This is a genomic window from Saccharomonospora azurea NA-128 (assembly GCF_000231055.2).
Classification (GTDB): domain Bacteria; phylum Actinomycetota; class Actinomycetes; order Mycobacteriales; family Pseudonocardiaceae; genus Saccharomonospora; species Saccharomonospora azurea.
In genome coordinates this window covers 3,520,696-3,545,913 of sequence record NZ_CM001466.1, presented here as the reverse complement: position 1 = coordinate 3,545,913, position 25,218 = coordinate 3,520,696, and the positions used below count along the sequence as shown (strand labels likewise).

General features: G+C 69.0%; 15 protein-coding genes. 3 read left to right on the top strand and 12 right to left on the bottom strand.

The genetic code is table 11. From position 1 onward, the window contains the following. The gene (locus SACAZDRAFT_RS16265; protein ID WP_005443499.1) at positions 1 to 789 is read left to right on the top strand and encodes a succinate dehydrogenase iron-sulfur subunit; all 789 of its coding nucleotides are present in this window, start codon (positions 1 to 3) and stop codon (positions 787 to 789) included. A gap of 80 nt (positions 790 to 869) precedes the next feature. Here the strand turns inward: SACAZDRAFT_RS16265 and SACAZDRAFT_RS16260 are convergent, their stop codons facing one another. The 3 genes from SACAZDRAFT_RS16260 to SACAZDRAFT_RS16250 form a co-directional block, all read right to left on the bottom strand. Beyond that, positions 870 to 1,331: a hypothetical protein gene (locus SACAZDRAFT_RS16260; protein ID WP_005443498.1), complete on the bottom strand. Its 462-nt coding sequence runs from the start codon at positions 1,329 to 1,331 to the stop codon at positions 870 to 872. Between the two features lie 24 nt (positions 1,332 to 1,355). After that, a complete protein-coding gene (locus SACAZDRAFT_RS16255) occupies positions 1,356 to 1,589 on the bottom strand; it encodes an SCO4848 family membrane protein (RefSeq protein ID WP_005443497.1) in 234 nt (77 codons plus the stop codon). A 166-nt stretch (positions 1,590 to 1,755) separates the two neighbouring features. Beyond that, positions 1,756 to 3,129 carry an endo-1,4-beta-xylanase gene (locus tag SACAZDRAFT_RS16250; protein WP_005443496.1) on the bottom strand — a complete coding sequence of 458 codons (1,374 nt, stop codon included), beginning with the start codon at positions 3,127 to 3,129 and terminating at the stop codon, positions 1,756 to 1,758. 459 nt (positions 3,130 to 3,588) lie between these two features. Here SACAZDRAFT_RS16250 and SACAZDRAFT_RS16245 point away from each other — a divergent pair, with 459 nt between their 5' ends. Beyond that, positions 3,589 to 4,791 carry a D-alanyl-D-alanine carboxypeptidase family protein gene (locus tag SACAZDRAFT_RS16245; protein ID WP_005443494.1) on the top strand — a complete coding sequence of 401 codons (1,203 nt, stop codon included), beginning with the start codon at positions 3,589 to 3,591 and terminating at the stop codon, positions 4,789 to 4,791. A gap of 7 nt (positions 4,792 to 4,798) precedes the next feature. On the opposite strand, the gene SACAZDRAFT_RS16240 is transcribed toward SACAZDRAFT_RS16245, so the two are convergent. The 3 genes from SACAZDRAFT_RS16240 to SACAZDRAFT_RS16230 all read right to left on the bottom strand — a co-directional run bounded on the left by SACAZDRAFT_RS16240 (position 4,799) and on the right by SACAZDRAFT_RS16230 (position 8,657). Continuing rightward, on the bottom strand, positions 4,799 to 6,016 hold the full coding sequence (locus SACAZDRAFT_RS16240; RefSeq protein WP_005443492.1) for an MFS transporter: 1,218 nt from the start codon (positions 6,014 to 6,016) through the stop codon (positions 4,799 to 4,801). Between the two features lie 43 nt (positions 6,017 to 6,059). Next, positions 6,060 to 7,109 (bottom strand): inner membrane protein YhjD, encoded by a 1,050-nt coding sequence (gene yhjD, locus SACAZDRAFT_RS16235; protein ID WP_005443491.1) that lies wholly within the window; start codon positions 7,107 to 7,109, stop codon positions 6,060 to 6,062. 102 nt (positions 7,110 to 7,211) lie between these two features. Continuing rightward, complete coding sequence (locus tag SACAZDRAFT_RS16230) at positions 7,212 to 8,657, bottom strand: alpha-amylase (RefSeq protein ID WP_005443490.1); 1,446 nt, start codon at positions 8,655 to 8,657, stop codon at positions 7,212 to 7,214. Between the two features lie 320 nt (positions 8,658 to 8,977). Here SACAZDRAFT_RS16230 and SACAZDRAFT_RS16225 point away from each other — a divergent pair, with 320 nt between their 5' ends. Then, positions 8,978 to 10,207 (top strand): MFS transporter, encoded by a 1,230-nt coding sequence (locus SACAZDRAFT_RS16225; RefSeq protein ID WP_040927795.1) that lies wholly within the window; start codon positions 8,978 to 8,980, stop codon positions 10,205 to 10,207. 108 nt (positions 10,208 to 10,315) lie between these two features. On the opposite strand, the gene SACAZDRAFT_RS16220 is transcribed toward SACAZDRAFT_RS16225, so the two are convergent. The 6 genes from SACAZDRAFT_RS16220 to pglX form a co-directional block, all read right to left on the bottom strand. Then, a complete protein-coding gene (locus SACAZDRAFT_RS16220; RefSeq protein ID WP_005443488.1) occupies positions 10,316 to 10,642 on the bottom strand; it encodes a hypothetical protein in 327 nt (108 codons plus the stop codon). 279 nt (positions 10,643 to 10,921) lie between these two features. Continuing rightward, complete coding sequence (locus tag SACAZDRAFT_RS16215; protein WP_005443487.1) at positions 10,922 to 13,033, bottom strand: DEAD/DEAH box helicase; 2,112 nt, start codon at positions 13,031 to 13,033, stop codon at positions 10,922 to 10,924. After that, positions 13,030 to 14,355 carry a BREX system ATP-binding protein BrxD gene (gene brxD / locus SACAZDRAFT_RS16210; protein ID WP_040927794.1) on the bottom strand — a complete coding sequence of 442 codons (1,326 nt, stop codon included), beginning with the start codon at positions 14,353 to 14,355 and terminating at the stop codon, positions 13,030 to 13,032. Before brxD ends, SACAZDRAFT_RS16215 begins: the two co-directional genes overlap by 4 nt. Before the next feature lie 23 nt (positions 14,356 to 14,378). Then, positions 14,379 to 17,138, bottom strand: a complete 2,760-nt coding sequence (pglZ, locus tag SACAZDRAFT_RS16205; RefSeq protein WP_005443484.1) for a BREX-2 system phosphatase PglZ — start codon at positions 17,136 to 17,138, stop codon at positions 14,379 to 14,381. Then, positions 17,135 to 21,022, bottom strand: coding sequence for a hypothetical protein (locus SACAZDRAFT_RS16200; protein ID WP_005443481.1), 3,888 nt, complete (start codon positions 21,020 to 21,022; stop codon positions 17,135 to 17,137). The genes pglZ and SACAZDRAFT_RS16200 overlap by 4 nt, the downstream gene beginning before the upstream one ends. Further along, on the bottom strand, positions 21,019 to 24,657 hold the full coding sequence (pglX, locus tag SACAZDRAFT_RS16195; protein WP_005443480.1) for a BREX-2 system adenine-specific DNA-methyltransferase PglX: 3,639 nt from the start codon (positions 24,655 to 24,657) through the stop codon (positions 21,019 to 21,021). Before pglX ends, SACAZDRAFT_RS16200 begins: the two co-directional genes overlap by 4 nt. Positions 24,658 to 25,218 lie beyond the last annotated feature (561 nt).

Genomic DNA, 25,218 nt, shown 5'->3' with positions numbered 1-25,218 from the left:
ATGACTGCCACGGTTTCCGAGGGCGTCCACGACACCTCGCAGATTCCCGCACCGGAGGGTTCGGTCACCGTCACGGTGAAGCTCCTCCGGTTCAACCCCGAGGTGGACTCCGAGCCGCACTGGGAGTCCTACGACGTGCCGGCGCTGCCGACCGACCGCGTGCTGAACCTCCTGTTCAACATCAAGAACTACGTGGACGGCACGCTGGCGTTCCGGCGCTCCTGCGCGCACGGCATCTGCGGGTCGGACGCCATGCAGATCAACGGCGTCAACCGCCTCGCGTGCAAGGTGCTGGTGAAGGACCTGCTCGGCAAGAAGGACACAGCGGGCAAACCTACGGTGATCACCATCGCCCCGATCAAGGGCCTGCCGACGATGAAGGACCTCTACGTCGACATGGAGCCCTTCTTCGAGGCGTACCGCGCGGTGAAGCCGTACCTCATCGCCTACGGCAACGAGCCGACGCGTGAGCGCGTCCAGTCGCCCGCCGACCGCGAGCGGTTCGACGACACCACCAAGTGCATCCTGTGCGCGGCGTGCACGTCGTCGTGCCCGGTGTACTGGGCCGACGGGTCGTACTTCGGCCCGGCGGCGATCGTGAACGCGCACCGGTTCATCTTCGACTCGCGCGACGAGGGCGCCGAAGAGCGGCTGGACATCCTCAACGACGCCGAGGGCGTGTGGCGCTGCCGCACGACGTTCAACTGCACCGACGCGTGCCCGCGAGGAATCCAGATCACCAAGGCCATCCAGGAGGTCAAGCGCGCGCTGCTGTTCAAGCGCGTGTGACCCGGCCCTGAGGCCCGAACGACGAAGGCCACCCGACCGCCGAACGCGGGAGGGTGGCCTTCGTGTTTCCGGGTTTTCCGTCAGAGCTCCGCGCACGCGTCCCGAGCGGCCGTCATCGCGGCCTGGTAGTCGGGGTCGTCCTCGACGTCGTATTTCTGCTGGAAGATCAGAAGCGGCTTGTGGATCGCCTTGGACAACGACTCGTACGTCGGGTCGGCCTCGGCGGCGGCCATCGCCAACGACATGGCCGCACCCCACCGGTGCATATCGGAGACATCGTCCTCCGTGGGCATCACCGTCGGGGTGCGCTCCACGATCGCGCACGCCTCCTGCGCGTCGGCCGCGGCGCCGTCGCCCTCGGCGTCCGAGAGCAGGAACCACGTGAGCCCGACGCCCCCGCCGCCGAGGAGCAGACCCACGAGAACGCCCGCGAGCGCCCTCCCCCACCCTCTCGGCGCGGTCGGCGCCTGCTGGGGCGACTGGAACGGCTGCTGCGGTGGCGGCGGCGGGACCTGCCAGGTCGGTGGCGTCTGGTCTGTCATGGCAGGTGAGACCTCTCGGACGACCTATCGGTTCCGTGCGGCCCGCAGGCCACGCCACCCGATCACACCGATGATGGTGCCCAGCACAAACGAGGTCACCGCGAGCAGCAAGTGCACCCAGAAGAAGCCCGTCGGCGAGCCGTCGGCGTTCCAAGCGTTGTCGCTGTTCCACAGGTTGCGGGCGAACGTGATCCAGATGATCCAGGACCACACCCCGAACGCCGTGAGGAACAGGGAGATACCGCGAGACATCCGCATACCGGAAGTATCCCTCTCCACAGCCCCCGTCAGCCCGCACGGGTGCCCAGCACCACGTCGGGCGCGCCGCTGTTCCGGGACGATCCGTGGGCGGGCACACGGCTGGGCTCGGTCGGCGTGACCGAGCCCAGCCGCTGTTCCGGATCCCCTCCGGCCCGGGTCGGGACTAGGAGGCGGTGCAGGAGCCCAGCGTCGGGGCCGCCCAGTTGCCGTTGGCCATGACGGTGAAGCCGAAGCTCGTCTCCCCGCCCGCGGGCAGGCCGCTGCTCGACCGCATCGTCATGACGTTGCCGCTGGCGTCCCAGCTCGGTTCGCCGTTCCAGGTCGCCGAGATGACCTGCGGCGAGTGCACGGTGACGGTGGTGCTCCACGAACTGATCGGCTCGTCACCCGCGCGGACGGTGACCCGGCCGTTGAACCGGTCGCCCCACCGGTCGGTCTCGTCGTAGGTCACGGTGCAGGCGCCGTCGCCTCCACCGCCACCACCGGAACCGCCGAGGGTGTCGAGCACGGCGTAGTAGGCCTGCTTGGGGTTGTAGTCGCCGTCGAACAGCAGTGGCGTGTCCTCCGCACGCCAGGAGTACTTGTCGGTCACACCCCAGACCGTGATGCCGGTGCACTCGGCGACGGCCAGGCAGGCCAGCGTCACCCCGGCGTACTGCTCCGCCTGCGAGTCACCCCATCCCGCGATGTCCAGCTCGGTGATCTGGACCTCCACCCCGAGGTCGGCGAAGTTCTGCAGCGTCTGGTGGTAGTTCTCCGGCACCGGGTTGCCGCTGTTGAAGTGCGCCTGGAAGCCGACGCAGTCGATGGGTACGCCACGGCTGACGAAGTCGGCCACCATGTTGTAGACGGCCTGCGTCTTGGCCGTGTTCCAGGCGTCGGTGTTGTAGTCGTTGTAGCAGAGCGTGGCGTCGGGATCGACCTCGCGCGCGGTGCGGAACGCCTCCTCGATCCAGCTGTTGCCGATGACGCGCTGGAACACGGAGTTCCGGCGCGCCCCGCTGGAGCCGTCCTCGTACGCCTCGTTCACCACGTCCCAGGAGCGGACCTGCCCCTTGTAGTGCTCCATCACGGTGGTGATGTGGTCGTTCATCACCCCGCGGAGCTGGTCGGCGGACCCGATGTTCTCGACCCAGCCGGGCAGCTGCGAGTGCCAGACCAGGGTGTGTCCGCGCAGCTCCATGCCCTGCTGCAGGGCGTGGTCGGCGATGCGGTCGGCGGTGCTGAAGTCGAAGTACCCGGGCGAGGGCTGGAGGCTCTCCCACTTCCACGAGTTCTCGGCGGTGATGCTGTTGAACTCCCGGTTGAGCGTGGCCGTGTAGTCCTGTTCGCCGAGCCTGCCAGCCGCGACCGCGACACCGAAGTATCGGCCCTGTGCCTCGGCGGCGTCGCCGAGGCTGGTCTGCGCGCTCGCCGTCCCTGCCGCGGCGACGAGCCCACCCGCGGTGACCGCACCGACCGCGGTCGCCGCGACGATCTTCCTGATCCAGGCTCCGGCCCGCCGGGGCCGGAACCGCCTCTGGTGTGCCGTGCTCATCTTCCGAGTCCTTTCGTCGAGGACATGGCGACGTCGCATGGGCACCCACCCGTCAGGACTGTGACTCTCCGCGACGAGACCACCGCGCCCGGCGACGACAGATTCGGAGTATGGCGACGGTCACAGCACGGGTCAACATCGATTTTTCCGAAAGTTTTCGGTCAATGCGAGCGGAGTTCAGTACGTCTACCTGCGAACATCGCAGATCACGAACTATGTGGCACCCATAATCGCGACTCTCCGACTCGGACTTTCGAAACTTTCGGAACCAGCGGTGACCCGCTGTTCGCAGTGTCGGGAAGCCCCCGCACGCACACGGGACCCTCCGCCATCCGGATCAAGCGGTGAAGACGCCGAAGACCGATGCGGCGAGACATTCGCATATCGCCAAGGGCGCGCTTGACAACCCGTTAGCCTGCACGGGTGCCCAGGACCACGTCGATCCGGTCAGTTCTCACCGTGCTCGTCACGGCCGCCCTCGTGATGCTCACCGCGTTCGTGGGGACACCACCGAGCGAGGCGTTCGCGGCTCAGCCGTCCAGCTCCTGCCCGAACCGCACCCTGCCACCGCCCCCGGTGGACACCTCCGAGGAACCGCCTCCGGGCGAGGAGTCCCCCACTCCCCTGCCCGTGCCCGAGCGCCCCGCCGGCGGCGAGCGGATGGCCGAGTGCGGCGTCGTCGTCCCGGCGAACAGCCCCCAGCCGCCGCAGGACGTCACGGCGGCCGCGTGGCTCGTGCAGGACCTCGACACCGGTGACGTCCTCGCCGCGAAGGACCCGCACGGTCGGCACCGGCCCGCGTCGCTCATCAAGACGCTGCTCGCGCTGGTCGTCCTGGAGGAACTCCGCAGCGACCACACCGTCGTGGCCACCAAGGCCGACTCCGAGCAGGAGTGCACCTGCGTGGGCATCGTGAAGGGCGGCGAGTACCGCGTCGACGACCTGGTCGACGCGCTGCTCATGCGCTCCGGCAACGACGTGGCCCACGCGCTGGCCACCGCGCTCGGCGGCGTCGACGTGGCCGTGGACAAGATGAACGCGCTCGCCGAGTGGCTGGGCGCCTCCGACACCCACGCCGCGACGCCGTCCGGCCTCGACGGCCCGGGCATGATGACCTCGGCCTACGACATGAGTCTCGTGTTCCGGCACGCCATGCAACAGGACGACTACGTCGAGGCCGTCGGCACCAAGGAGACCCGCTTCCCCGGTGGTCCGGGGGAGCCCGACTTCCCCATCTACAACGACAACCCGCTGTGGGGGACGTACGAGGGGTTCCTCGGCGGCAAGACCGGGTTCACCGACGACTCGCGCCACACCTACGCCGGCGCCGCCGAACGTGACGGCAGGCGGCTCGCCGTGGTGTTGCTGCGAGCCGAGCAGGAGCCCGTGCGCGTGGCCGAACAGGCCGCGGCACTGCTCGACTACGGGTTCACCCTCGCCTCGTCGGGCAGCGCGTCCGTGGGCACCGTCACCAGCGCGGCGATCCAGGCGCCCGGCGACGACGCGCAGGAGGACGACCTGGCGGCCGCAGGCGTGCCGACCCCGACCGCGGACGACCCGTTCGGCACCACGGGGTGGATCGTCACGTTGGCGGTGACACTCCTGGTGATCGCGGGCCTGCTGGTGGGCCACCGCAAGGGAGTGCTCCGCCGACCGGACTGACGGCGGCTCACTCCGTGGCGGGCCGCGTCTCCTTCTCGGCGGGCAACGTCTCACGGGCGCCGATCCACAGCACCAGTGCGAGCGCGACCACCACGCCGGTCAGCCCGAACGCCGCCGAGTACGACCACTTCTCGGCGATCGCCCCCGCCACGAGCGGGCCCACGACGGCACCGACGTCGGCAGCCATCTGGAAACCCGCCAGCACCGAGCCGCCCCGGGCCTTCGAGCCGAGCACGTCGGCGACCGCCGCGTTCTGGGCGGGGTTCAACGCGCCCGCGCCGAGCCCGGCCACCGCGACGGCCGCCAGGAACAACCACGGGTCGTCGGTGAAGCCGAGCCCCACCACGCCCACCGCGAGCAGCGCCAGGCCCACGAGAGCGGGCAGCTTGCGCCCCCGCTTGTCGGTGACCCTGCCGACGAACAGCAGGGCGAGCGCGTTCACGGCGGCGAACACGGCGAGCGCGATCCCGGTGAACGACTCGTCCTTGGCCAGCACCGCGGTCACGAACAACGGCAGCAGCGACATCCGCACACCGAACACGACCCAGCCGTTGGCCAGGTTCGACCCCAGCGCCGCGCGGTACGAGGGATGGCGGACGGCCTGGCGGAACGTCAGCTCGGGAGCGTCGTCGTCCTGCTGCCGAGCCACCAGCGACGAATGCCGCAGCTGCCACCACACCAGCAGCGTCGTGAGCACCAGCGCGATGCCGTAGACGAGGAACGGCGCCCGCAACGACACCGTCACGAGCCCACCGCCCACCACCGGACCGGCGATGCCGCCCAGCAGGAAGCTCGACCCCCACAGGCTCGACGCCCGCCCGCGCGCCTCCGGCGGCGAGAGCCGGATGAGCAGGCCGATCGCCGACACGGTGAACATCGTGGAGCCGACCCCGCTGGCGGCCCGGAAGAACAGCAGCTGCCAGTAGTCCGTCGCCACCGCACACAGCAGCGTGCCGATCGCCACGATCGACACACCCCACAGGTAGATGGGGCGTTCCCCGAAACGCGTCACCAGCCGCCCGCTCATCGGCGCGAACAGCAGCCGCACGAACGCGAACGCGCTCACGACCACCGACGCGGCGGTGACACCCACGTCGAAGCTCGCCGCGTAGTTCGGCAGGGCGGGACCGACGATCCCGTAGCCGATGGCGATGAGGAAACTGGCCCCCACCAGGACCCAGATCTCCCGAGGCAACGCCACCCGCGGCGTCGTCGTCGTGCTCACACTCACCCCTCCGTCCCGAGGGCGAGCATATGTCAGCCCACCGTCACGAACGCCGCTTGGACAACCAGCCCAGGAGCGCACCGACGCCGAACGCGCCCGCCGCGACGCCTCGGCCGCGACGCACCTCGACCAGCGGCCTCACCACGGTGGGCGGGGGCGGCTCCACCGTGCGGGTGAGGTTCTCCGTCGCCGTGGCCGTCCAGGCGGTCACGAACAGCAGGAACCGCGCGACGAGGTTGGCGAACACCAGCAGACCGATGATCGGCCCGAACAACGCTCCGGCCGGGGAGCTGGTGACGCTGGTCAGGTAGATGCCACCGACCTGCTTGAGGATCTCGAACCCGACGGCGGCGATGATCGCGCCCCGCACGGCGCTGCGCGGGGCGACCTTCTCCCTCGGCAGCTGCGAGAGCACCCAGAGGAACACCAGCACGTTGGCGAGCAGCGACAGCAGAACCGTGGCGGCCTGGAGGAGGAACCGCGCCCAGCCCTGGTCCTCCAGCCCCATGAAGCCGAGCAGGAACCGGCCCAGGCCGCCGCCGACAGCGGTGAGCCCGAACGACACCACCAGTGCCACACCCAGGCCGATCAGCGCCACCAGGTCCTTGAGGCGGGTGGAGAGGAACGGCAGTTTCTTCTTCTCCTGCCCCCACTGCGCGGTGAGGGCGTCGCGCAGGTTCGTCATCCAGCCGAGGCCCGAGTAGAGGGCGACGGCCAGACCGATCAGTCCCGCACCGGCCCGGGATTCCAGCGCCGCGCCGACGATGGAGGCGAACAGGTCTCCGAGGCCTTCCGGGGCCGACCGGATGATGCCTTCCCGCAGTTCGGTGAGCGCGGTCTCGTTGCCCGCGAGCACGAAGCCCGCGACGGCGAATCCGACCATGAGCAGCGGGATCAGCGACAGGACGGAGAAGTACGTGATCGCGGCCGCGTAGTGGTTGCCGTAGCGTTCGGTGAAGGCGTCGTTGGCTCTCACGAGGTGGTCGAGCCACGGATACTTCCGGCGCAGGCGGGGCAGCAGCTTCTCCCCGTCCTTCGTGTCCTTCGCGTCGGACTTCCTGTCGATCTCGTCCCCGACCCTGGCGTCACCCACGTCGAGAAGCTATCCGACCCACATCGTGTCCGCAGTCTGTGCACGCGTGTTCGCGCCCTGCGACGCGGACACGCGTGCGCAGGGCGCGGACACGATGTTCGGTCAGCCCACCCGGGCACCCGCGTGCAGGGCGACGCCGTCGTGCGCACCGACGTCCGCGCGGAACCAGCCACCACCGTCCACGGTGTAGGTGGGGCCGGTGCAGGCGCCGTCGACGACGTCACCGTGCAGCACGTCGCAGTACGTACCCGCGGGCAGCGCCGTCTGGAACGACCTGCCGGTCACCGCGGACGACTCGTCGTTGAGGACGACGTACCCCTTGTCCCCCCGGCCGAAGGCGATGGTGTCGTTGCCGTTGTCCCACCACTGCACGACGGGCTCGTCGCCCACCTCGTTGTGGAACGCGACCATGTTGCGGATCGGCTGCCAGTCGTGTTCGCACTGCCAGGCCGCCGAGTCGCAGGCCGCGTCGGTCGTGTTCCCGGCCGCGTCACTGGGCGGGCCGGCGTCGTAGTCGTCGAAGGTGTAGCTGCTGTTGATCTTCGGGGTGCCCACCGGCCAGGCCAGCATGAAGGCGTTGGCCAGCGAGTACCGTGCGCCGTCGCGGTAGGTCAGGGTCTCGTCGCCGCGCTGGCTGTCGTGGTTGTCGACGAAGACCACCACGTTCTCCGACGGCACGGGCGTGCCGAAGTCACGCAGGTACGCGAGCTTCTCCGAGTTGAAGACCTTCGCCAGGTCGCGGGCGTAGCGCTGGTCGTAGACGTCGCCGTTGTCCAGGTACTCCTCCGGCGTGATCGGCTCGCCGTCGCCGTGGAGGACCTCCTGGTAGACGTAGGCGGGCCGGTCGAGCCTGCTCACCAGCGCGGCGACGTCCTCGGCGGGCATGTGCTTGGCCGCGTCGATGCGGAACCCGTCGACGCCGAGGGAGAGCAGGTCGTTGAGGTAGGCGCCGATGCGGTCGCGCACGTACTCGGAGCCGGTGTCGAGGTCGGCGAGGTTGACGAGCTCGCAGTTCTGGACCTCCCACCGGTCGTGGAAGTCGACGATGTTGTCGTCGCCGTTGCGTCCACAGTGGTGGAAGTCGTCGTAGCCGTAGCCCGCCTCGGCGTAGTCGTAGTGGCAGTACGCGGAGCCCGCACTGCCGGTGCCGCACTCGTCCTGGCCCGTCATGTGGTTGACGACCGCGTCGACGTACACCTGCACGCCCGCGTCGTGACAGGTGTCGACCATGGCGGCGAACTCGGCGCGAGTACCCCGGCGGGTCTCGTCGAGGCGGTAGGAGACGGGCTGGTAGTCCTGCCACCACGGGTAGCCCTGCTCGCCGAGCACGACGTGCTCCGAGGGCGGCGACACCTGCACGGCGCCGTACCCGTCGGGACCGAGCTGGTCGCGACAGGCCGCGGCGACACTGTTCCAGTTCCACTGGAACAACGTGGCGATGACGTCGCGGTCGCCGGGCGGAGCGGCGGTGGCGGACGGTGGAGCCGCGAGGGGCGCGGTGAGCAGCGCGGCCACCAGAACGACCGCACCGACGACACGTTGGAACATCGTCGAACCTCCGTGCTCTGTGGTTGTGACGGGCCACCGGGTGGTCCGGACATCAGAGCGGAAGGCGTCGACGATGTCAACGATCTTGCAGAAACTTGCAAAGATCAACGGAGCGCAGGGCGCCTACCTGCGGAAAGCGGGTCGCGGCATTGCAAGAACCTGCAAAGCCGCGCGGTCGCGTCACGACAGCAAACAGCGCGGTGAGACCCCTACACGTCCTGCGCCGAAGGCGATACCAAACCCCGCTAGCTCCTCGTTCGGCAGGGCACTTTTCTCGATCTCCACCTGCCAACAACGCTTCAGAGGCACACTGTGCCACTGTGAGAACTCAGAGCGTCACCTACCGCGAGCTATTCGCTGTAACAGAGTTTCGCCGGCTATGGCTGGCACATGTGCTCTCCGTTGCGGGGAACCAGCTGGCGCGCGTGGCGCTCACCGTCCTGGTCTTCGACCGCACTGCCTCGGCAGGGTTGAGCGCGCTGACATACGCCGTCAGCTATGTCCCGGATCTCCTCGGTGGGGCGTTCTTGTCCGGCTTCGCTGATCGGTACTCGCGCCGCACGGTCATGGTGGTGACTGATCTCTGTCGTGCCGTTCTGGTCACAACCATGGCGTTGCCCCAAATGCCACTGGGAGTACAGATTGCCTTGCTCGTCGGCGTGCAGTTGGTAGCCGTGCCGTTCTCTGCCGCACGCCAGGCCGCGATGCCCAATATTCTTCGCCCTGAAGCGCTTGCGCTGGGCGTGGGCGTCATGTCGATGACCTATCAGACGGCGCTGGTTCTCGGCTTCGGCGTTGGAGCCAGCGTCGTCGCGGCTCTCGGTTATCACGACGCACTTCTGATCAACGCAGCCACGTTCGCAGTCTCGGCCGTCATCATCAGGTACGGGACGAGTCGACACGAACCGACACCGAGGAGTGGAAACACCGGAGATGGCGGCCGGTGGGCCAACATCACCGCTGGTTGGCGCATCGTCGCTACCAACCCAAGGCTCCGCGTCCTACTGCTGATCGCCTGTCTGGCCGGCTTCTACGTCGTCCCAGAGGGCCTGGCAGTCCCCATGGCACAACAAGTAGGTGCCGGGACCACCGGCTCCGGGTGGCTACTGGCCGCCAATCCCATTGGGACTGTTCTGGGAATGCTGGTACTGAAACGGGTCCGCCCCGAACGTCAGCTTGCGCTGATTGGACCTCTGGCCGTCGCTACCAGCCTCGTACTGCTGCCCACCGCAGCTCAACCCCACATCGCTGTGCTGGTTCTACTGTGGGCGCTCAGCGGCGCATTCAGCGCGCACGACATGGTTGTTCAAGCGACTTACGTCAGTATCGTCCCGGATAGTAGCCGCGGGCAGGCCGTTGGCTTGGCGATCGCGGCCCTCAGGGCAGCTCAGGGGTTCGGCATCATCATCGCCGGACTAGCGGCACAGCTCCTCACCCCTGCTTGGGTGATCGGAATCGCCGCGATACTCGGGACCGCGATCGCCTTGGTCGCGTGGGCTGGGTGGTCACAAGCTTCACCACACCGGTCAGCCCGACCAAGCAGGACCTGAGGTTCGATCAGGTCCAGTTGTTGTCACACCGAAACGTCCAGTTGTTGTCGCGCATGGTGGCTCACCTCCCTGAGTTCCAGACTGCAGGCAGGAGGCTAACGCTTCAGGTCAGTCCACGGTGGCGACTTTGGCCGAAACGGCCACAGGCTCAGGGCTCGTCTCAGCCGGCGCAGCAGCTTGGACCTCCGCGGCGGCGAGGCGGTTCTTCTTGCGCTGACGGAGCGCCCCGGCGATCATGCCGAGGACGCCGATCACGACGGCGATGAGGCCGACCGGCCCCAGCAGACCGAAGGTCATCGCGTTCGGCTCCGCCTGCACCGCGGCCGCCGTGCCCTGTCCCCCGACCAGCGCAGCGATCGTCAAGGCCGCGACAGCAGCCGAGCTGCGCAGAGTGCGCACCGACGAGCGATACGACGTCCTGTCCGGGTTGCGCACCGGGGTGCCTCCCACCATGTCTCTTCGACTGTTCAGCGCAGGCGCTCACCATGCCGTGTGAACGTCGCCCGATGGACGTTACCGAGCGTGTCAACCTCGGAGCCCACAGGCGCGGGAGACATTAGCGACCCGCCAACTGGCCTGTGGCACCGGGGTCGGTCACGGAGAGACAACAACCCCGCATCGTCCGGCGCGGCGGCAGCGACGTCGACGCACTCGCCCTCACCTCACTGCGAGTCCCGGACTCCGGCTGGAGGTGGAAGCGCTGGGCCCGGCCGCCTATTCGACGACGGTGAACTGCACCGGCTCGGCCAGCACCCGAACCGCTGCGTCGAGATCGGCCAGGCGCGCGGCCAGGGTAGCCGTGGCCAGTGGGGACGGAAGCGCCACACTGAACTTCAGCCCGGCGAGAGCCCGCTCGTCGACGTCCGGGAGGCACAGCCGGTCCGGAACACTCGCGGCGGCCGTCCGCCACGTTCGGGGAGTGCAATCGTCCCGCAGCCGGATCGACAGGTCGTCGAACCGCCCGTCGACCACCGCGCCCAGGGAAGCGGCGAGCGTGGCGTTGGTCTTGCGGCCTGCCCAGGTCCACCAGCGCACATCCGCCTTCGCCCCCTGGGTTCGGGCCACCACCAGCCTGTCGGGGGCGACGGTCGGCCCCCATTCCTCGCGCAGCGCCGCCAAGGTCCGCGTCGCGCGTTGTGTCAGCTTCACCGACGGGGTGGCGCCGAGAAGCACATCGCGAGCCGAGCGTGCGAGTGCGTAGCCGCGTCCCTCCGTGCCGGGCGAGTGCCAGCGCGCCTTTCCACGCAGGTCGGTCTCTTCCACGAAACACCGGCGACGCTTCCAATCGATCCACGTCACTTTCCAACTCCGGCCGCCCAGCAGCAGTACCCGGGGGCCGTCCACCCGCTCTGTCAGCAGCGCCGGGTCCGTCTGTCCGATCTCCTGATGCCCGGCCAGCACGGTGAACTGCGGCGGTGCGGTGAACACGGCCGTCATGTCCAGGAAGTTCCGGTGCCCGAACCGGCGTTCTGCTTCCGGGCCGATGAACAATAGTTCGCCGTCCCGGTCGAGATAGCCCTGCTCGATCAGGTGTCCCACTATGGGTTCCGCACTGCCGTCGAACGGCGCGAGCTCGTTCCACGCTTCCGTCCACAACCGACTGCCCACAGTGTGCTCCTGCAGGCACAGCGCCAACATCTGTTGGGCGACGATATGTCGCGGTTCCGGCGGGGCTTCGACTGGTTCCACGTAGCCTCGGCCCCACAGTTCCAAAAGCGCCGCCGCCCACAACAACGCCTGCTTGGACAGCGCGAGGAACAAGCAGTTGCGCACGCTGCCTGGACGCCGACCGGTACGGCCCAGCCGTTGCAGGAACGAGGCCACGGTGGTGGGGGCATCGAGCTGGATGACGCGATCGAGGTCGCCGACGTCGATGCCGAGCTCCAACGTGGACGTGGAGACGATGACGCAGTCACGCGCCTCGGCGAACGCGGCCTCGGCCCGGCGCCGTTCGTCGACCGACAACGAGGCGTGGGACAGGAACGTCGTGACACCACGCATGCGCAGTGCCGCACCGAGCTGTTCGACGAGCCGGCGCGAGTCGCAGAACACAAGCCGTTTCTCGCCTCGGTGCAGCGTGGAGATCACCGTGGCGGCGTTGTCGACGGAACCGACGTAGTCCAGCTCGATGTCCCCGTCCGGTGTCGTGCTCGGGTTCACCGCGATACCAGGGGCAACGACGGCCGCGGGCCGGGAACCGTTTCCTGCTCCCTGCAACCAGCCCAGTAGCTCCTGGGGGTTGCCGACCGTCGCAGACAGACCGATGCGCTGGATGGGACGCTGAGCCAGCACCGTGAGCCGTTCCAGCACCGCCAGCAGGTGCCAGCCCCGGTCGTCGCCCGCGAAGGCGTGCACCTCGTCCACGACGATGGAGCGAAGGTCTCCGAACAGTCGCTTGTGGTCGACGTTCGCGCTCACCAGCATGGCTTCCACCGACTCCGGCGTGGTCAGCAGCACGTCCGGTGGGTCGGCCAGGATGCGCCGTCGCGCGGCGGCCGTGACGTCGCCGTGCCAGAGTTCCACCCGGCGTCCCAGCCAGGCTGCGTAGTCCCGCAGCCGGGGCAGCAGGTTGTTGAGCAGTGCCTTGAGTGGACACACGTACAGCACCGACAATCCGGTCCAGCCGTGGCGTTCCATCGCGGAGAGCACGGGAAAGCAGGCTGCCTCGGTCTTTCCGCCCGCCGTGGGGGCGAGCAACAGCGCGTCGTGCCCGTCCATGACGGGGTCGACGGCCTGCCGCTGAAGGGGCCGCAATGACCGCCAACCCAGGGTGTTGACCACGTGGTGGACCACCACCGGGTGCAGGCGGTCCAGCGCCTCGCTCACGGCAGTTCCAGGTCGACGTCGTCGGCGCTGGCGACGGCGTTGCGTTCGACGTCGGTGAGTTCGGTGTCGATGACTGTGAGCGCGTAGTCGCGGCGCGGATCGAAGTCGGCGAACTCGTCCACGCGGTCGAGCACGTCGGCGACGAGTTTGCGCAGGAAGAGTCGGGGGGCCACACCGACCTTGCCGCCGAGTTCGCCGGTGAGTGCCCGCGCGAGCGTGGCGAGATAGGCGTCGTCCGCCACGTCGCGTACCCGTTCGGGGTTGCGGGCCGTTCCCGCGTACAGGTCGCGCACAGCACGGCCGAGCTCACTGAGCCGGTCGAGATCGAAACCGGGCAGTCGGAGCTGCACCGCACGCGGCGAGTCGAAGCGTGGGTCGGTGGAGAAGTCGGTGGCGAGCCGTTGCGCCAGTGGGGGGAGCCGCTGCACGCCCTGTTGCCCGTCGAAGAACGCGGGTGTGCCGGTGAGCACGAGGAACAGCCCCGGGAAACGGCCCGCGTCGATCTCGTCGACGAGCTGGCGCAGTGCGTTGAGGCCCTTCTCGCGCACGTCGCCGCGGACCCGTTGCAGGGTTTCGGTTTCGTCGAGCACGAGCAGCAGCCCGGGGTGCCCGCAGTCGCGGAGCACGGTCAGCAGGCCCTGCAGGAAACCGAGCGCACCGAAGTGGTCGAGATCGCCGCGGACTCCCGCTGTGCGCCGGGCAGCGGCGGCGACGGACTTCTGTCCACCCAGCCAGGCGATGAGGGCTTCGGCGGTGGCGGTGTCGCCGTCGGCGAGTGCCTGCCGGTAGCCGCGTAGCGCGGCGGCGAACGCGGGCGTCGTGCGTGCGACGTCGGCGAGTCGCTGTTCGGCGAGGGTGTCGACTGCGGCGGCGAACGCCGTCGGGTCGTCCTCGGCGACCTCCCCCGCGTCCAGTACGTGTTCTTCGAGGGTGTAGAGCCAGGAGTCGACCACCGCACGCAGGGCGCTGGGCTGGTGGGTGGCGGTGGTCAGCCGTTCGGTGAGCCGCCGGTAGACGGTTTCGAGCCGGTGCAGCGGGGTTTCGGTTTCGGAGATTTGGATCTCGGAGGCGGCCAGTCCGCGACGTTTGGCCCGCTCGGCGAGCCAGCGCACGAAGAACGTCTTGCCGGACCCGTACTCGCCACGCACGGCGTGGAAGACCGCGCCCCCTCGGGCGACGGTAACGAGGTCGTCGTCCATGGCCGCGGCGAACCGGTCGAGCCCCACCGCAAGCAGGTCCAGTCCACTCTGTGGAACGGTGCCCCGGCGCAACGCGTTGATCACGTCATGCTTTCGGGCCTCGCTGACCGCGTTGGTCACCACGCCTCCTTCGCCACTGTGTCGCTTCAGTCCCGGTCAAGTCCGAATTGGAGACACAGGGTGTCCACGTCCAGGGTCAGCCACTGCCCGCCCTCCACGGACAGTACGGGGTAGCCGTCGACGTTGAGCAGCCGTTGCAGGATCGTGGCGAAGATCGTCGGCCCTCGCCCCTTGCGGCCCGCGAGTTCGGCCACCGTGTTCAGCGGTAGGCGGTTGCCCGCCTCGACAAGCGCGTCGACGACCGCGGCGACGACCTTGCGGTCGGGGGCTTTGGGCACGAAGGCACGCTGTCCCGCATACACCTCCCCCGCCACGATCCGCTCACCCAGCGACAACTGCTCAGCGGGACTGCCGACGGTGTCCCGCACATCCTGGCCGTCCACAGCGAACAGCGACAACTCGTCAGGCCGTTGCTTCCCGACGCGGCGGGCGGCCGATGCGGCCTGTCCAGCCCGTGCCTGCTGTGCCTCGGAAGAGATCGGCTCCTCGACGTGTCGCTGCCACCACGTCGGAGCCACGCGCTCGGTGGGCAGCAACTCCCAGCCGCTGGGCAGAACGTCCAGTGACGGCAGCAACACCAGCACCGGTACCGCCAGCTCTGCCAGGGCCGCACCACCGTGGTAACCGGCCTTACGACTGGTGTAGCGGATGCCCTCCTGCCACGGGACGACCACGGTGCCGCCACCGAGGAGCACCCGAGGCCCGCTCAGTGCGATCTCGCCCTTCCCGGGCTCTCCGACCCGCCAGCGGGCCGACTCGACGTCGTCGACGGGCGTCTTGGTGCTGTCGGCCCGGTCGAGTACGTGGCCGTGGTCGGAGACGAGCACGACGGGTCGGCCGTAGTTGCGGGCGGCGTCGAGCAGTTCCGGCAGGTAGGTGATGTCGCCGGGCCGCCAGCCGGTGCGGTCGCCTTCGCTGCCGTGGTCGAGGGCGGCGTCAATGGTGTTCAGTACCACGGCGACCACGCCGGACTCGTCGGAGAGCGCCTCCAGCAGCTGATCGGACAGCCGGTGTCCGGCGTCACCCGCGATGTCGGCCTTGTGGAACAACAGACCGGAGCGGTGACCGCCGCGCCGCTTCCAGAAGGCGGCGAAGCCGTCCTTCTCGACGGTCTGGTCCCCTGCGGTCAGAGTGCCGGTGAGCAGACTGGGGCGGCTGGCCCGGGTGACCGACGGAAGGGCCGACACGGCGGCGATGCGATGGGCCTTCGGAGAAGCCTCGAACCACGTGCGCTCGGTGAGTTGCTCGGCGAGACCGGCCGCGACGGCCCCGCTCATCCCGTCGAGCACCACGATCACCGGTGCCTTCTCCCCCGCCAGCGGCACCACCACCTCGTCGAGCACCCGTTCGATGAGCAGGCACCCGCCGGTGTCGTCGACACTCGCGTACCTGGTCCAGGTCACCAGATGGGCTGCGAACGTCTCGTCGAAGGCCGCGCGGCGTTTACGCACCGCACGGAACACCGTGTGATACGCCCGACCCAGCACCGGATCACCGGCGGGGTCTCCCGCCCACACCGTGGTCGACGCGCGGTCCGCCCACGCCCACTCGGTGCTGTATCGACGGATCGCGTCGGCCACTGAGGTGAGCTCGGGCGCAGGATGCGCGAGCCAGCGGGCCAGTCGCACGGCCATGTCCACCGCCCGCATCCGTTCGCCCGCCAACCTCGCGAGATGGTGGACGCGGAGCGCACCGAGGGCGTCCTCCACCGCAGTCAACTCCCCCGTCCCGGCAACGGCGGCGGTAAGCGCGGTGGCGAGGTCGTGCAGGCGCGTGGTGAACGCCGAGGGCAGGAACCGGTTGCCCGCCAGCTCGGCGGTCAGCCCCGCCGTGGCGGCCAGCTCCTCCGCCCTGCGGGTCACGGCGAGCACCTTCTCCCGCGCGCCTGCGCTGTTCCTGCCGCCGGACTCGGCTTCGCTGACCCAGCGTTCCAGCGCCCCCTCCACCGCCTCGGTGAACGCTCCGAGCTGCTCCGGCCGCACCCCGCCCAGCAGTCCGCCGAAGGCCAGGGCCGCCGCTGGGGAGGCGTTCTCCCCGACGGCGGCGGTGCCGACGATGCCGAGCGGCATGGCGTCGGCCGCCCGTCCTTCGGCGGCCAGGCGCAGCAGCAGCCCGGCGGCGTCGCCGACGGTGTGGGTGAGCCAGTCGGTCAGCCCGTCGCGTTCGGCTGCGGGCAACGCGGCGAACCGGGTGGTGCCCGCGACATCGAGGGAGAAGTCGAGCAGCGTGCCGATGTCCACGGCGTCCTCGCCGAGCGCGGCGCGTCCGAGCCGCACGCCGATCAGGGCGTGAATGGCCCGGTCGCGGGTGAGCACCGAGCCGGTGCGGGGCCAGCCTTCGACCGGTTCGGCGTCCAGCAGGGCGTCGACGAGCCAGTGCTCCCGGCGGATGCGCGGGTCGACGTCCCGTGCGCCGAACCGCTGGGCGATGATCTGCGCCCGGTCCACCGACAGCACCCGCCGCTGCACGGCGTAGGCGAGCAGGTCCCAGCCGAACTGGTGGTCCTCGACGCCGGTGGTCACGACCAGCAGTGTGTCGGCTGTGTCGGTCTCGGAGCCGTGCTCACGCTGGTGGTCCTGCCAGGCCTCCAGCACCCCCAGCAGGGAGTGCCGGTCGGCGACGTGGACGCGGCAGCGGCATTCCTTCGTCCGGATGCCGAACTCCCGATCGCCGCCGTCGGCGTAGCGGCCGTGGACGAGCAGGAGCCGCCGCCCGTTCGCCTCGGGCAGCCAGTGTTCGACCAGCGCCTCCAGCATCCGCCGGTCGACCTCGGGCGGTGCGCTCATCCCGCGCTGTCCTCTCCGCCGACCGTCCGCCACACGACCTCGATCTCCGCCCCGGGGTGTTCGCGGGCGTAGTCGCGGATCTCGGCGCGCACTCCGTCGAGCAGCGCGGCGAGTTCACCCTCCGCGGCCCCGGCCCGCACCCGTCGCGGTGCCCGGCGCGGTGCGGGTTCCCGCCTGCTGACGGCGGGTTGTCCGTTGTCGGTGAGACTCACCGTGTCGGCACCGGCCTGCCCGTCCGGCGGGCTCGGCCGCTCTCCGGTCTTCTCGGGGACCGGTTCCGGCGTCTTCTCCGGGGCGGGGCCGGGGTTGACCACGGCGGCGAGCCGGGCGGCTTCGCTGACCAGTGCCACGGCCTTGGAGCCGAGTTCGGTGAGCACGGGTGCGAGCTGGCGGGTGAACTCGTCGGCCTCGGCGGTGTGGGTGAGTTCGTCGAGCAGCGCGTCGGCACGGTTGCCGATGAGGTCGCCCCGGCCCGCGAAGCCGCGCACCGACGCCACCAGCGACCACTCGACGTCGCGCAGCGCGTCGGCCAGCTTGGGCGCGGCCGTCATGGTGGTGGCGAGCACGGTGTCGGCGGTGTCGTAGCTCGCCTGCGCGAGCCGGTTGACGAGGTCGGTGTCGTCCGTGGCGGCGGACAGCGCGGCGAGCAGGTCGGCGGCGTCGCGGGTGGCCACGGCCCGGCGCGCGTCGGGCCTGCCCGCGAGGCCGAGCGCGTCGGCGTGCCGGTCCAGCATCCGCCGCACGCCGTTGACGGGGGTTTCCAGTTCGGCGACCTTGGCGCGCACGCCCTCGGCGAGCCGGTTGATGTTGCGGGCGAACCGCGTGTCGGGCACGACGACGCCGAACAGCGCGGCGGCCCGTTCGCGGGCGGTGGCGAACTCGGCGGCCTCGGGCAGTCGCTGGGCGCGCAGCGCGTGGCCGGGCCCGATCTTGTCCAACTCGGGCGGTTGCCGCAGCACGGAGCCGTGCAGGGTCCAGGTGCGGTCGGCCAGCAGCGCGTAGGTGGCGATGACCAGGTTCACCACGAGCTTGTCGAGCCCGGTGTAGCCGGCCTCGGTGATCCAGGTGCGGATGTCCTCGACGCGCAGGTCGCCGGTGACGCCACGCTGGGTGGCGGCCTGCTCGATGCGGCGCCGCCATTCGGTGGAGACGTTGAGCGGCCCGTCGCTGACCTCGCCGAGTTCCAGCGGGTGCACGATGCGGCGCACGAGGGCGAGGTGGTTGCGGTCGACCACCACGCGGCGGCTGCCGTCCTCCATGGCCTTGGTGATCCAGTCGAGGACGGTGCGCAGTTCCCCTGGTGTGACGGCCTTGCGGTTGCCGTTGGGGTCGAAGTTCGGGTGCTTCGGATACAGCTTGTCGAACAGGCTGTCGGCGAGGGCCAGCGCGTTGTACTGGAATCCGGCGCCCCCGGCGAGCCGGGGCTGGTGGCCGGGGTGCAGCGACATCACGTGCCCGTCCTCGCCGACGGGTGCGCCGATGGTGGTGTCGTCGCCGCCCGCGATGCCGTAGAGCTGGCGCAGCGAGGCGGTGAGCTGGCTTTCCAGGGTGTCGCGCTGGGCTTCGAGCTGGTGGCGGATCTTGACGCGTTCGTCGGCGGAGCGGTTGCCCGCGTAGTCGTCGAGCCGGTCGCGCTCCAGCAGGTAGTTGATCTTCAGCAGGCGGCCGAGCTGGGCGGACTTCTGCGCGGAGAAGAAGTGCGGCAGCCAGATGACGGTGGCGGCGGTGACGTCGCTCCTGCGCATCCGGTGAATGCGTTCGGCGTCGTGGCGGGGCGTGTAGTCGCCGGTGTCGTCGAACGGGTAGTCGAGCACGAACCGGATGCGGCCGGGCGTGCTGGGCAGGAACTGCGCGTCGGGCAGCTCGTGTTCGTCGCGCACGTTGGCGAACACGAACTCGGCGGTGCGCCGGGTGCCCTTCCAGACGATCTCCTTCTCGCACACGAAGTCGTCGGTGTACTTGATGCCGAGTTCGCTCCAGAGCTGCTGCCGCAGCCAGAGGCGGCGGGCTCCGACGGTGTCGCGCTCGCCGACGGCGTCGAGATACGGCTCGACATCCAAATCGGACAGTTGCAGCCGGAACACGGGGTCCTCGTCGCCTTCGTGGCGCAGCTCGCCGAACTCGGCCTGCAACTCGCGCAGCCGGGTGACGGCCAGCGATCCGGCGGAGACGGTGCGGGCGCGCAGCGACCCGTGGTTGAGCGCGGCGAGCCTGCCGCCGGTGAGCCGGGTCAGCGCGGGCACCTGCGGGGCGAGCGCGGCGAGGATCAGGGTTTTGACGAGCCGGTCGGTGGCGCGGAACTGCTGGGTGTGTTCGCCGTGGCGGTCGACGAGCCAGGCGCGGGCCTTGGCGTAGAAGCGCTGGGCGGCTTCGGCTTCGCGCCGCAGCCGGTCGGTGAAGGCTTCACCCGCGCCGTCGGCGAGCACGTCCCACAGGTCGCCGAGGGGGATGAGTTCGCCGACCTTCATGTCGTCGCGGCGGCGGCGCAGCATCTCCTGCAACAGCTTGAGTCCGGTGCGTTCGCGTTGCAGCGCGCCGGACAGCGCCACGAGCACGTTGAGCAGGGCGGGCGAGAGCGGGTAGACGTCGCGGAAGTCCTGCCAGTCGGCTCCGGTGGCTCCGGCCGAGTCGAGCAGCACGTCGCGGTCGGCCTGTTTGGCCGACTCGATGCCGGCGAACGCGGCGTCGAGGATCTCCCGGCCGCCGGGCCGGGGTTTGAGGACGCGCTCCTTGATGATGGCGGGCAGGTTGCGGTCTTCCAGCGACACGGTGTCGAACCGCCCCGCGAGGTATTCGACCTGCCGTTCGAGTTCCTTGACTTCGGCGCCGGTGACGTCCTCGCCGACGAGTTTGGACAGGTCACGCTGCCGGGAGATGAACGACACGATGGGCAGCACGCGGCTCGCGTCGCCGGATTCGATGAGTTTGACGAGTTTGCTGACCTGGTTGTTGACGAACTGGCGGTCGCTCATGTGGGCCTGCAACCACAGGATCAGCTCGTCGAGGAAGAGGATCAGCCCGTCGTAGCCGAGGTCGCGGGCGTGGCGGGTGATGATCGCCAGCCCGTTCTCCAGCGGCAGGAAGGCTTCCGCGTCGCCGGTGGCTCCACGGACGTAGGAGGACATGGGCCCGGACAGCAGGGCCTGCACGAGCCGGTCGCGCACGGGGTCACCGGCGGGCGCGGTGAACGCGCGGTCGAGCTGCTCGCCGGTCCACCCGGTGTCCCCGAGGTCCGCGCCTTCGTCGGCCGGGCCGAGGTCGAGGTCGAGGTCGAGATCGAGGTCGTCCTCGCCGTCGACGCCGGAACCAGCGGGAACCGGGGTGGTGGCGCCGATGCTGAGCCAGTCGACGAACGCGGCGTCGCCTCTGGCTTCGCGGTAGCGGCGGGCGTCGTCGAGCATCGCGTCCGCCCGGTACACGGCCGGGGTGGGCTGGTCGGGGTGCAGGGCGCGGACGGTGTTGACGTAGCCGCCGAGGATGGCGGAGTCGAGGTCGGTGGCGCCCACGAGGTGGTAGGGCACCATGAGGAACTTCTTGCCGCGCAGCCAGTCGTCGTGGTCGGCGATGACGGGTTGCAGGCCGGGTTTGGCCCTGGCCGCGGGGTGGTTGTTGAGCACGGCGTGCAGCACGGTGAGGAAGTGGCTTTTACCGGAGCCGAACGAGCCGTGCAGGTAGGCGGCGTGGGAGCTGCCGTCTCGCACGGCGGCGCGCACGATGCCGAGTGCTTTGTCGAAGGCGCCCCGGAGTTGGTCGGTGACGACGTATTCGGCGACGCGGGCTTCGGTGGCGGTGAAGCCTCCGGTGAGTTCGACCTTGAAGTCCCCGGCGTGGACGGATTCGGGGATGTCGAGGACGTCGCGCAGGTACACCTCGTTCGTGCTCACTGCTGGGTTTCCTTCGTTGCGCTGCGACGGCCCCGGCGGGTGGGGGCGGGTCGCCAGTTGGTCAGGTCGGCTTCGGTGAGCTGGTGGGTGGTGCGTTGCTCGTCGAGGAACGCCTGGTATTCGTCGGCGGGCACGCCTTCCCATTCGTCGTCGTAGTCGCCGTGCCACTGCCGCACCCACGGCATCAGTTCGGCGAGTCCGGCGATGAGCGGGGTGAGCCGGTCGGTCTCCCACCCGGCGTCGGCTGTGCGGTCGTTGACGAGGTTGACCAGCGCCTGGGCTTGGTCCTTGTGGTCCCATCCGGCCCAGCCGAGCAGCAGGCTGGGGTCGGCGTCGGGGGACGCGCCGGGGTAGGAGATGAACCGTTCCTTGGGCACGTCGAGTTTGCCGCGGTGGGTCCAGAAACTGGTCTTGCGGAAGTCGGCGGAGGTGTATTTGGGCGGCACGGGGATGTCGAGCCGCTGCCCCGTGCGGTCCTCTTCGCGCTGCTTCTCCCACACCTCTTCCCACTGGGCGCGTTTGCGCAGGCCGCTGTCCTTGTAGCGCAGGGCGGCGAGGTAAGGGACGTGCTGGTCGGCGATCACCGTTTCGAGTACGCGCGCGAGCGGCAGGTCGGGTTTGCCGAGGTGGTCGCTGGCATACAGCGAGGCGACGGCGTGCATGCCGGCGTCGTCGCGGAAGGCGTCGGCGAGCTGGTTGACGGTGAGTGTGCGGGGCTGGGAGAACCCGTCGCGCAACCCGAACCAGAGGTCTCGCCGCTCACACCGGTCGAGCAGCCAGGTGCGCAGCGCGTCGGCTTCCTTGCGCTCCCACGTCTCGGACGCCCACCGCCGCTTGCACTCGGGCCGCTCGATGAGGCCGATGTCGCGGCGCTTTTCGATGACGTCGATGCGCGCCTGGACGAGCTGCCGGTACCAGTCGGGCCAGTGCGCGGGGATCTCGGTGACGGGCGTGGACCCGTGCCGCTCGAACCACGCCGTTTCGGTTTCCCCGGCGGCCATCTTGCGGGCGAGCACGATCTCGAACGCCCGCTCGCCGAGTCGGATTTCCGGCACGCTGTCGAGGTCGGACGCGGTGAGCTGGGCACGCTCGGTGTCGTCGAGCAGACCGTAGGAGTGGTAGACGGTCCAGTCGAGTTCCTCCTGAAGCGCGATCATCCGCCCCCGAATCCGCGTGTGCTCAGCGCGAGCGGCGTCAAGCCGCGCGCGAGTCGGCGTGGCCGCCTCGGCGACGGCCGACGGCTCCTGAGCGGCGAGGTCCTGAGCCAGCGAATCCAGCGCCCGCCCGAGATCCAACGGCAGTACGGCAGGCAGGGGGAACTCCTGAAGCTTGGTGCCGGTGAACTCGTAGAAGTCCTCCCACGGTACAGCCGTCGTACGCGCCCCCTTGCTGTCCGCACCATTGCCCTTGTTGTGGCACACCTGCTTGAGCCAGAAGCAGGCCGTGGACGAGTTGAGCACCCCAAGCAACTCCAAATGCTCGTCCTCACCAGCCCCCTCCGGCAACTTAATCACCGGCGCAGACTGCTTGAAGACCTTCCCACCCCGATCCAACACGAAGTGGTTGTGCGTAGCCACGAACGCAAAAGCAACTGCTGACTTGCTGGCGTCCGGGTCTTTGGGGAGCTGGTGCCATTCGTACCAGGGACGGCCGTCGCTGAAATATGTTCCTTTCGAGAACGTGGCCCGATTACCCAACTCAGTCCTATAAGGCCAGAGACGACGGTGATGAGCAGGAATAGCTTCAAGCGGAACGAGGTCGAGTCCACCATCGTAAGGATGAAAGGCATTGTCTCCGGGCTTCGCGTCCCAGTCCCGGACTTCGTCACCAATAGTTAGCGGACGATGGTAATCAAATTCCACTCCTGCCCGCGAGAAAACCCGAGCCGTGGCTGTCATCGCGTCGTCGGCTCCCATAACGCCATAGAACCCAATCCGGCGAATGTGGTGATTTAGCCTGAATAAGGCGCGACTATCGATTGCCTCAAAGAGTTCTGAGGCACCCCCACCACTCAAGCTCCACGGGTGCTCAATCCAAGCTTCGCGCTCGACATCTTCGACGGAAACCCACTGGGATTCACTGCCGGGCCTTGTGATCTGCTCCACGATCGCCGACCACACCAACCCCTTGGCCGGGTCGTCGGGCTGGCTCGGCTCACCCCGGATACCGAGGACCGCTCGTACCGGATCGTCCTGCCGGTACTCGTGATTGCGCCCGACAAGGATCACGGTGGGCGTGCCGTGGCCGGGAATGTACGCACCGGACGTGTCGATGACGTGCGTTAACTGCACCGTCCGGAAGAACTGCTCGATCAGTTTCTTCCCGAACTCGCGTTTCATGAACGAGTTCGCGGTGATCTGCCCGACGTATCCCGCATCGCGGTCGGAACCACTGCGGCGGATCGCGAGTTGGAAGAGTCGTTGTGCGAACGGCACCGACAGTGCGTACTTACCCGAGCAGGCGTCATAGCGGTCGCGGTAGTTCTGGTTCTCCTGCTTGTCCTTCACCGTGATGTACGGCGGGTTGCCCACCACCACGTGGTACGACCCCTTGCCGAGCAGGTCGCAGGAGCGTATGTACTCGTCGATGTCCTCGGTCGCGTAGGTGTGCGGCTCGTCCATCGCGAACAGCTCGCCCTGGATGCCGGGCGCGCCCCGGCCGTGCATGAGGGAGTCGCCGACCGCGATGTTGATCGGGAACCGCGGCGCCTGGTCGAGCCGGATCGCGTTCGCCTCCCGCAGCACCGCCACCAGCATCCGGAACCGGGCGATGGACGCGGCGAACGGGTTCTTGTCGCAGCCGTGCACCGAGCTGAGCGTGCGCTGGATCAGCTCCCACTCGTCCGTGCCCGGCTCCGCCTCCCGCCACTTCGCCAGCACCCGCCGGAACAGCCCCAGCAGGAAGTGCCCCGACCCGCACGCCGGGTCGATCGTGCGCAGGTCTGCCAGGCCGAATTCCTCGACGGCCGGTTCGAGCGTGAGGTCGAGGATGAACTCCTCCACGAACTCCGGCGTCTGCAGCAGCGCGTACGTCTTGCGCGCGTGCTCGGAGAGATCCTGGTACAAATCGCCGAGGAAGCGCGTGTCCCACTCGGGGTCGGTGAAGTCGTAGCGGATCTCGCCGTCGTCGCCGCGCCGCCGCCAGAACTGCAACAGCGCCGTCGCCGCCTCGAACGACGGCGTGATCTCCCACAGCGGGTTGAACCGCGCGTCGAACAGCCCCGCCGCCGTCGGGTGCGCCTCCGACAGGTGATTGAAGGCCGCGACAATCCAGTCGCGGTCGTTGTCCTGCGGGTGCTCGCGGAAGTACGCCTCGTGCCGCTCCTCCGCGTCCGCCAGCCGCTCCCCCGGCCCCGCGAGGAACGGCCACTGGATCAGCCCGTTGTCCTCACAGAACCGCACGAACACCGTGCCCAGCACCCACGCCGCCGCCACCTGCGTCACCCGCTGGTCGAGCCACGACTCCCACGTCGCCGCCGTGCGTTCCCGCTTGCGCGCCTCGTCGTACTCGGCGCGCAGCGGGGTGTGGAACTCCGACACCTCCTGGGCCCGCGCCCGCAGATCATCTTCGAGCACGGTGACCTGCCTGCGCAGGTCCTTCACCAGCTCATCCAGGTCAGCCCCACGCACTGCCACAGTCTGCCGCTCCCCTTTTACTCGCCCCGACCATCCGGCACCCCGGCGATGCTAGTAGCGAGGTGCGTGGACAGGACAATTCGGCGACCACATCGCAACGCAGCCGCTACTCAACCCTGCGAAGACAGATCGTGGTCACGGAGCGTGCTGTTACTGATGCCTGATGAGACGCCCCGGCGCACTCAGCAGGCGACTCGTGTCGAGACGTATCGCGACGTAGCTGCGTGGGCGGCCATCTCCGACCCCAATACCGTCGCCGGTGAGTGCCGTGAAACACGGCAAGCAACGAGGAATTACAGGTCCAACTGTCGCATCCGTCGCATCGGTCGCGAGCGTATCCAACGCGCAGCGTGAGGCGGTTCTCTCCGGCTACCGTCAGGCCACTTGGCCGCGCGGTAAGGCCGAATGGAGCAACGCGGGAGCGGCTGCGGTCCACGCTCAGGAGGGAAGTCGGTGATGATCGAACGTGATCGGGAACTGCTGGTGCGGTTGGGCCGGTTCAACCGCTATCTGGGCGCGGTGGTGGTGGAGTTGATGCAGCGCCAGGACGGTGGGGAGCTG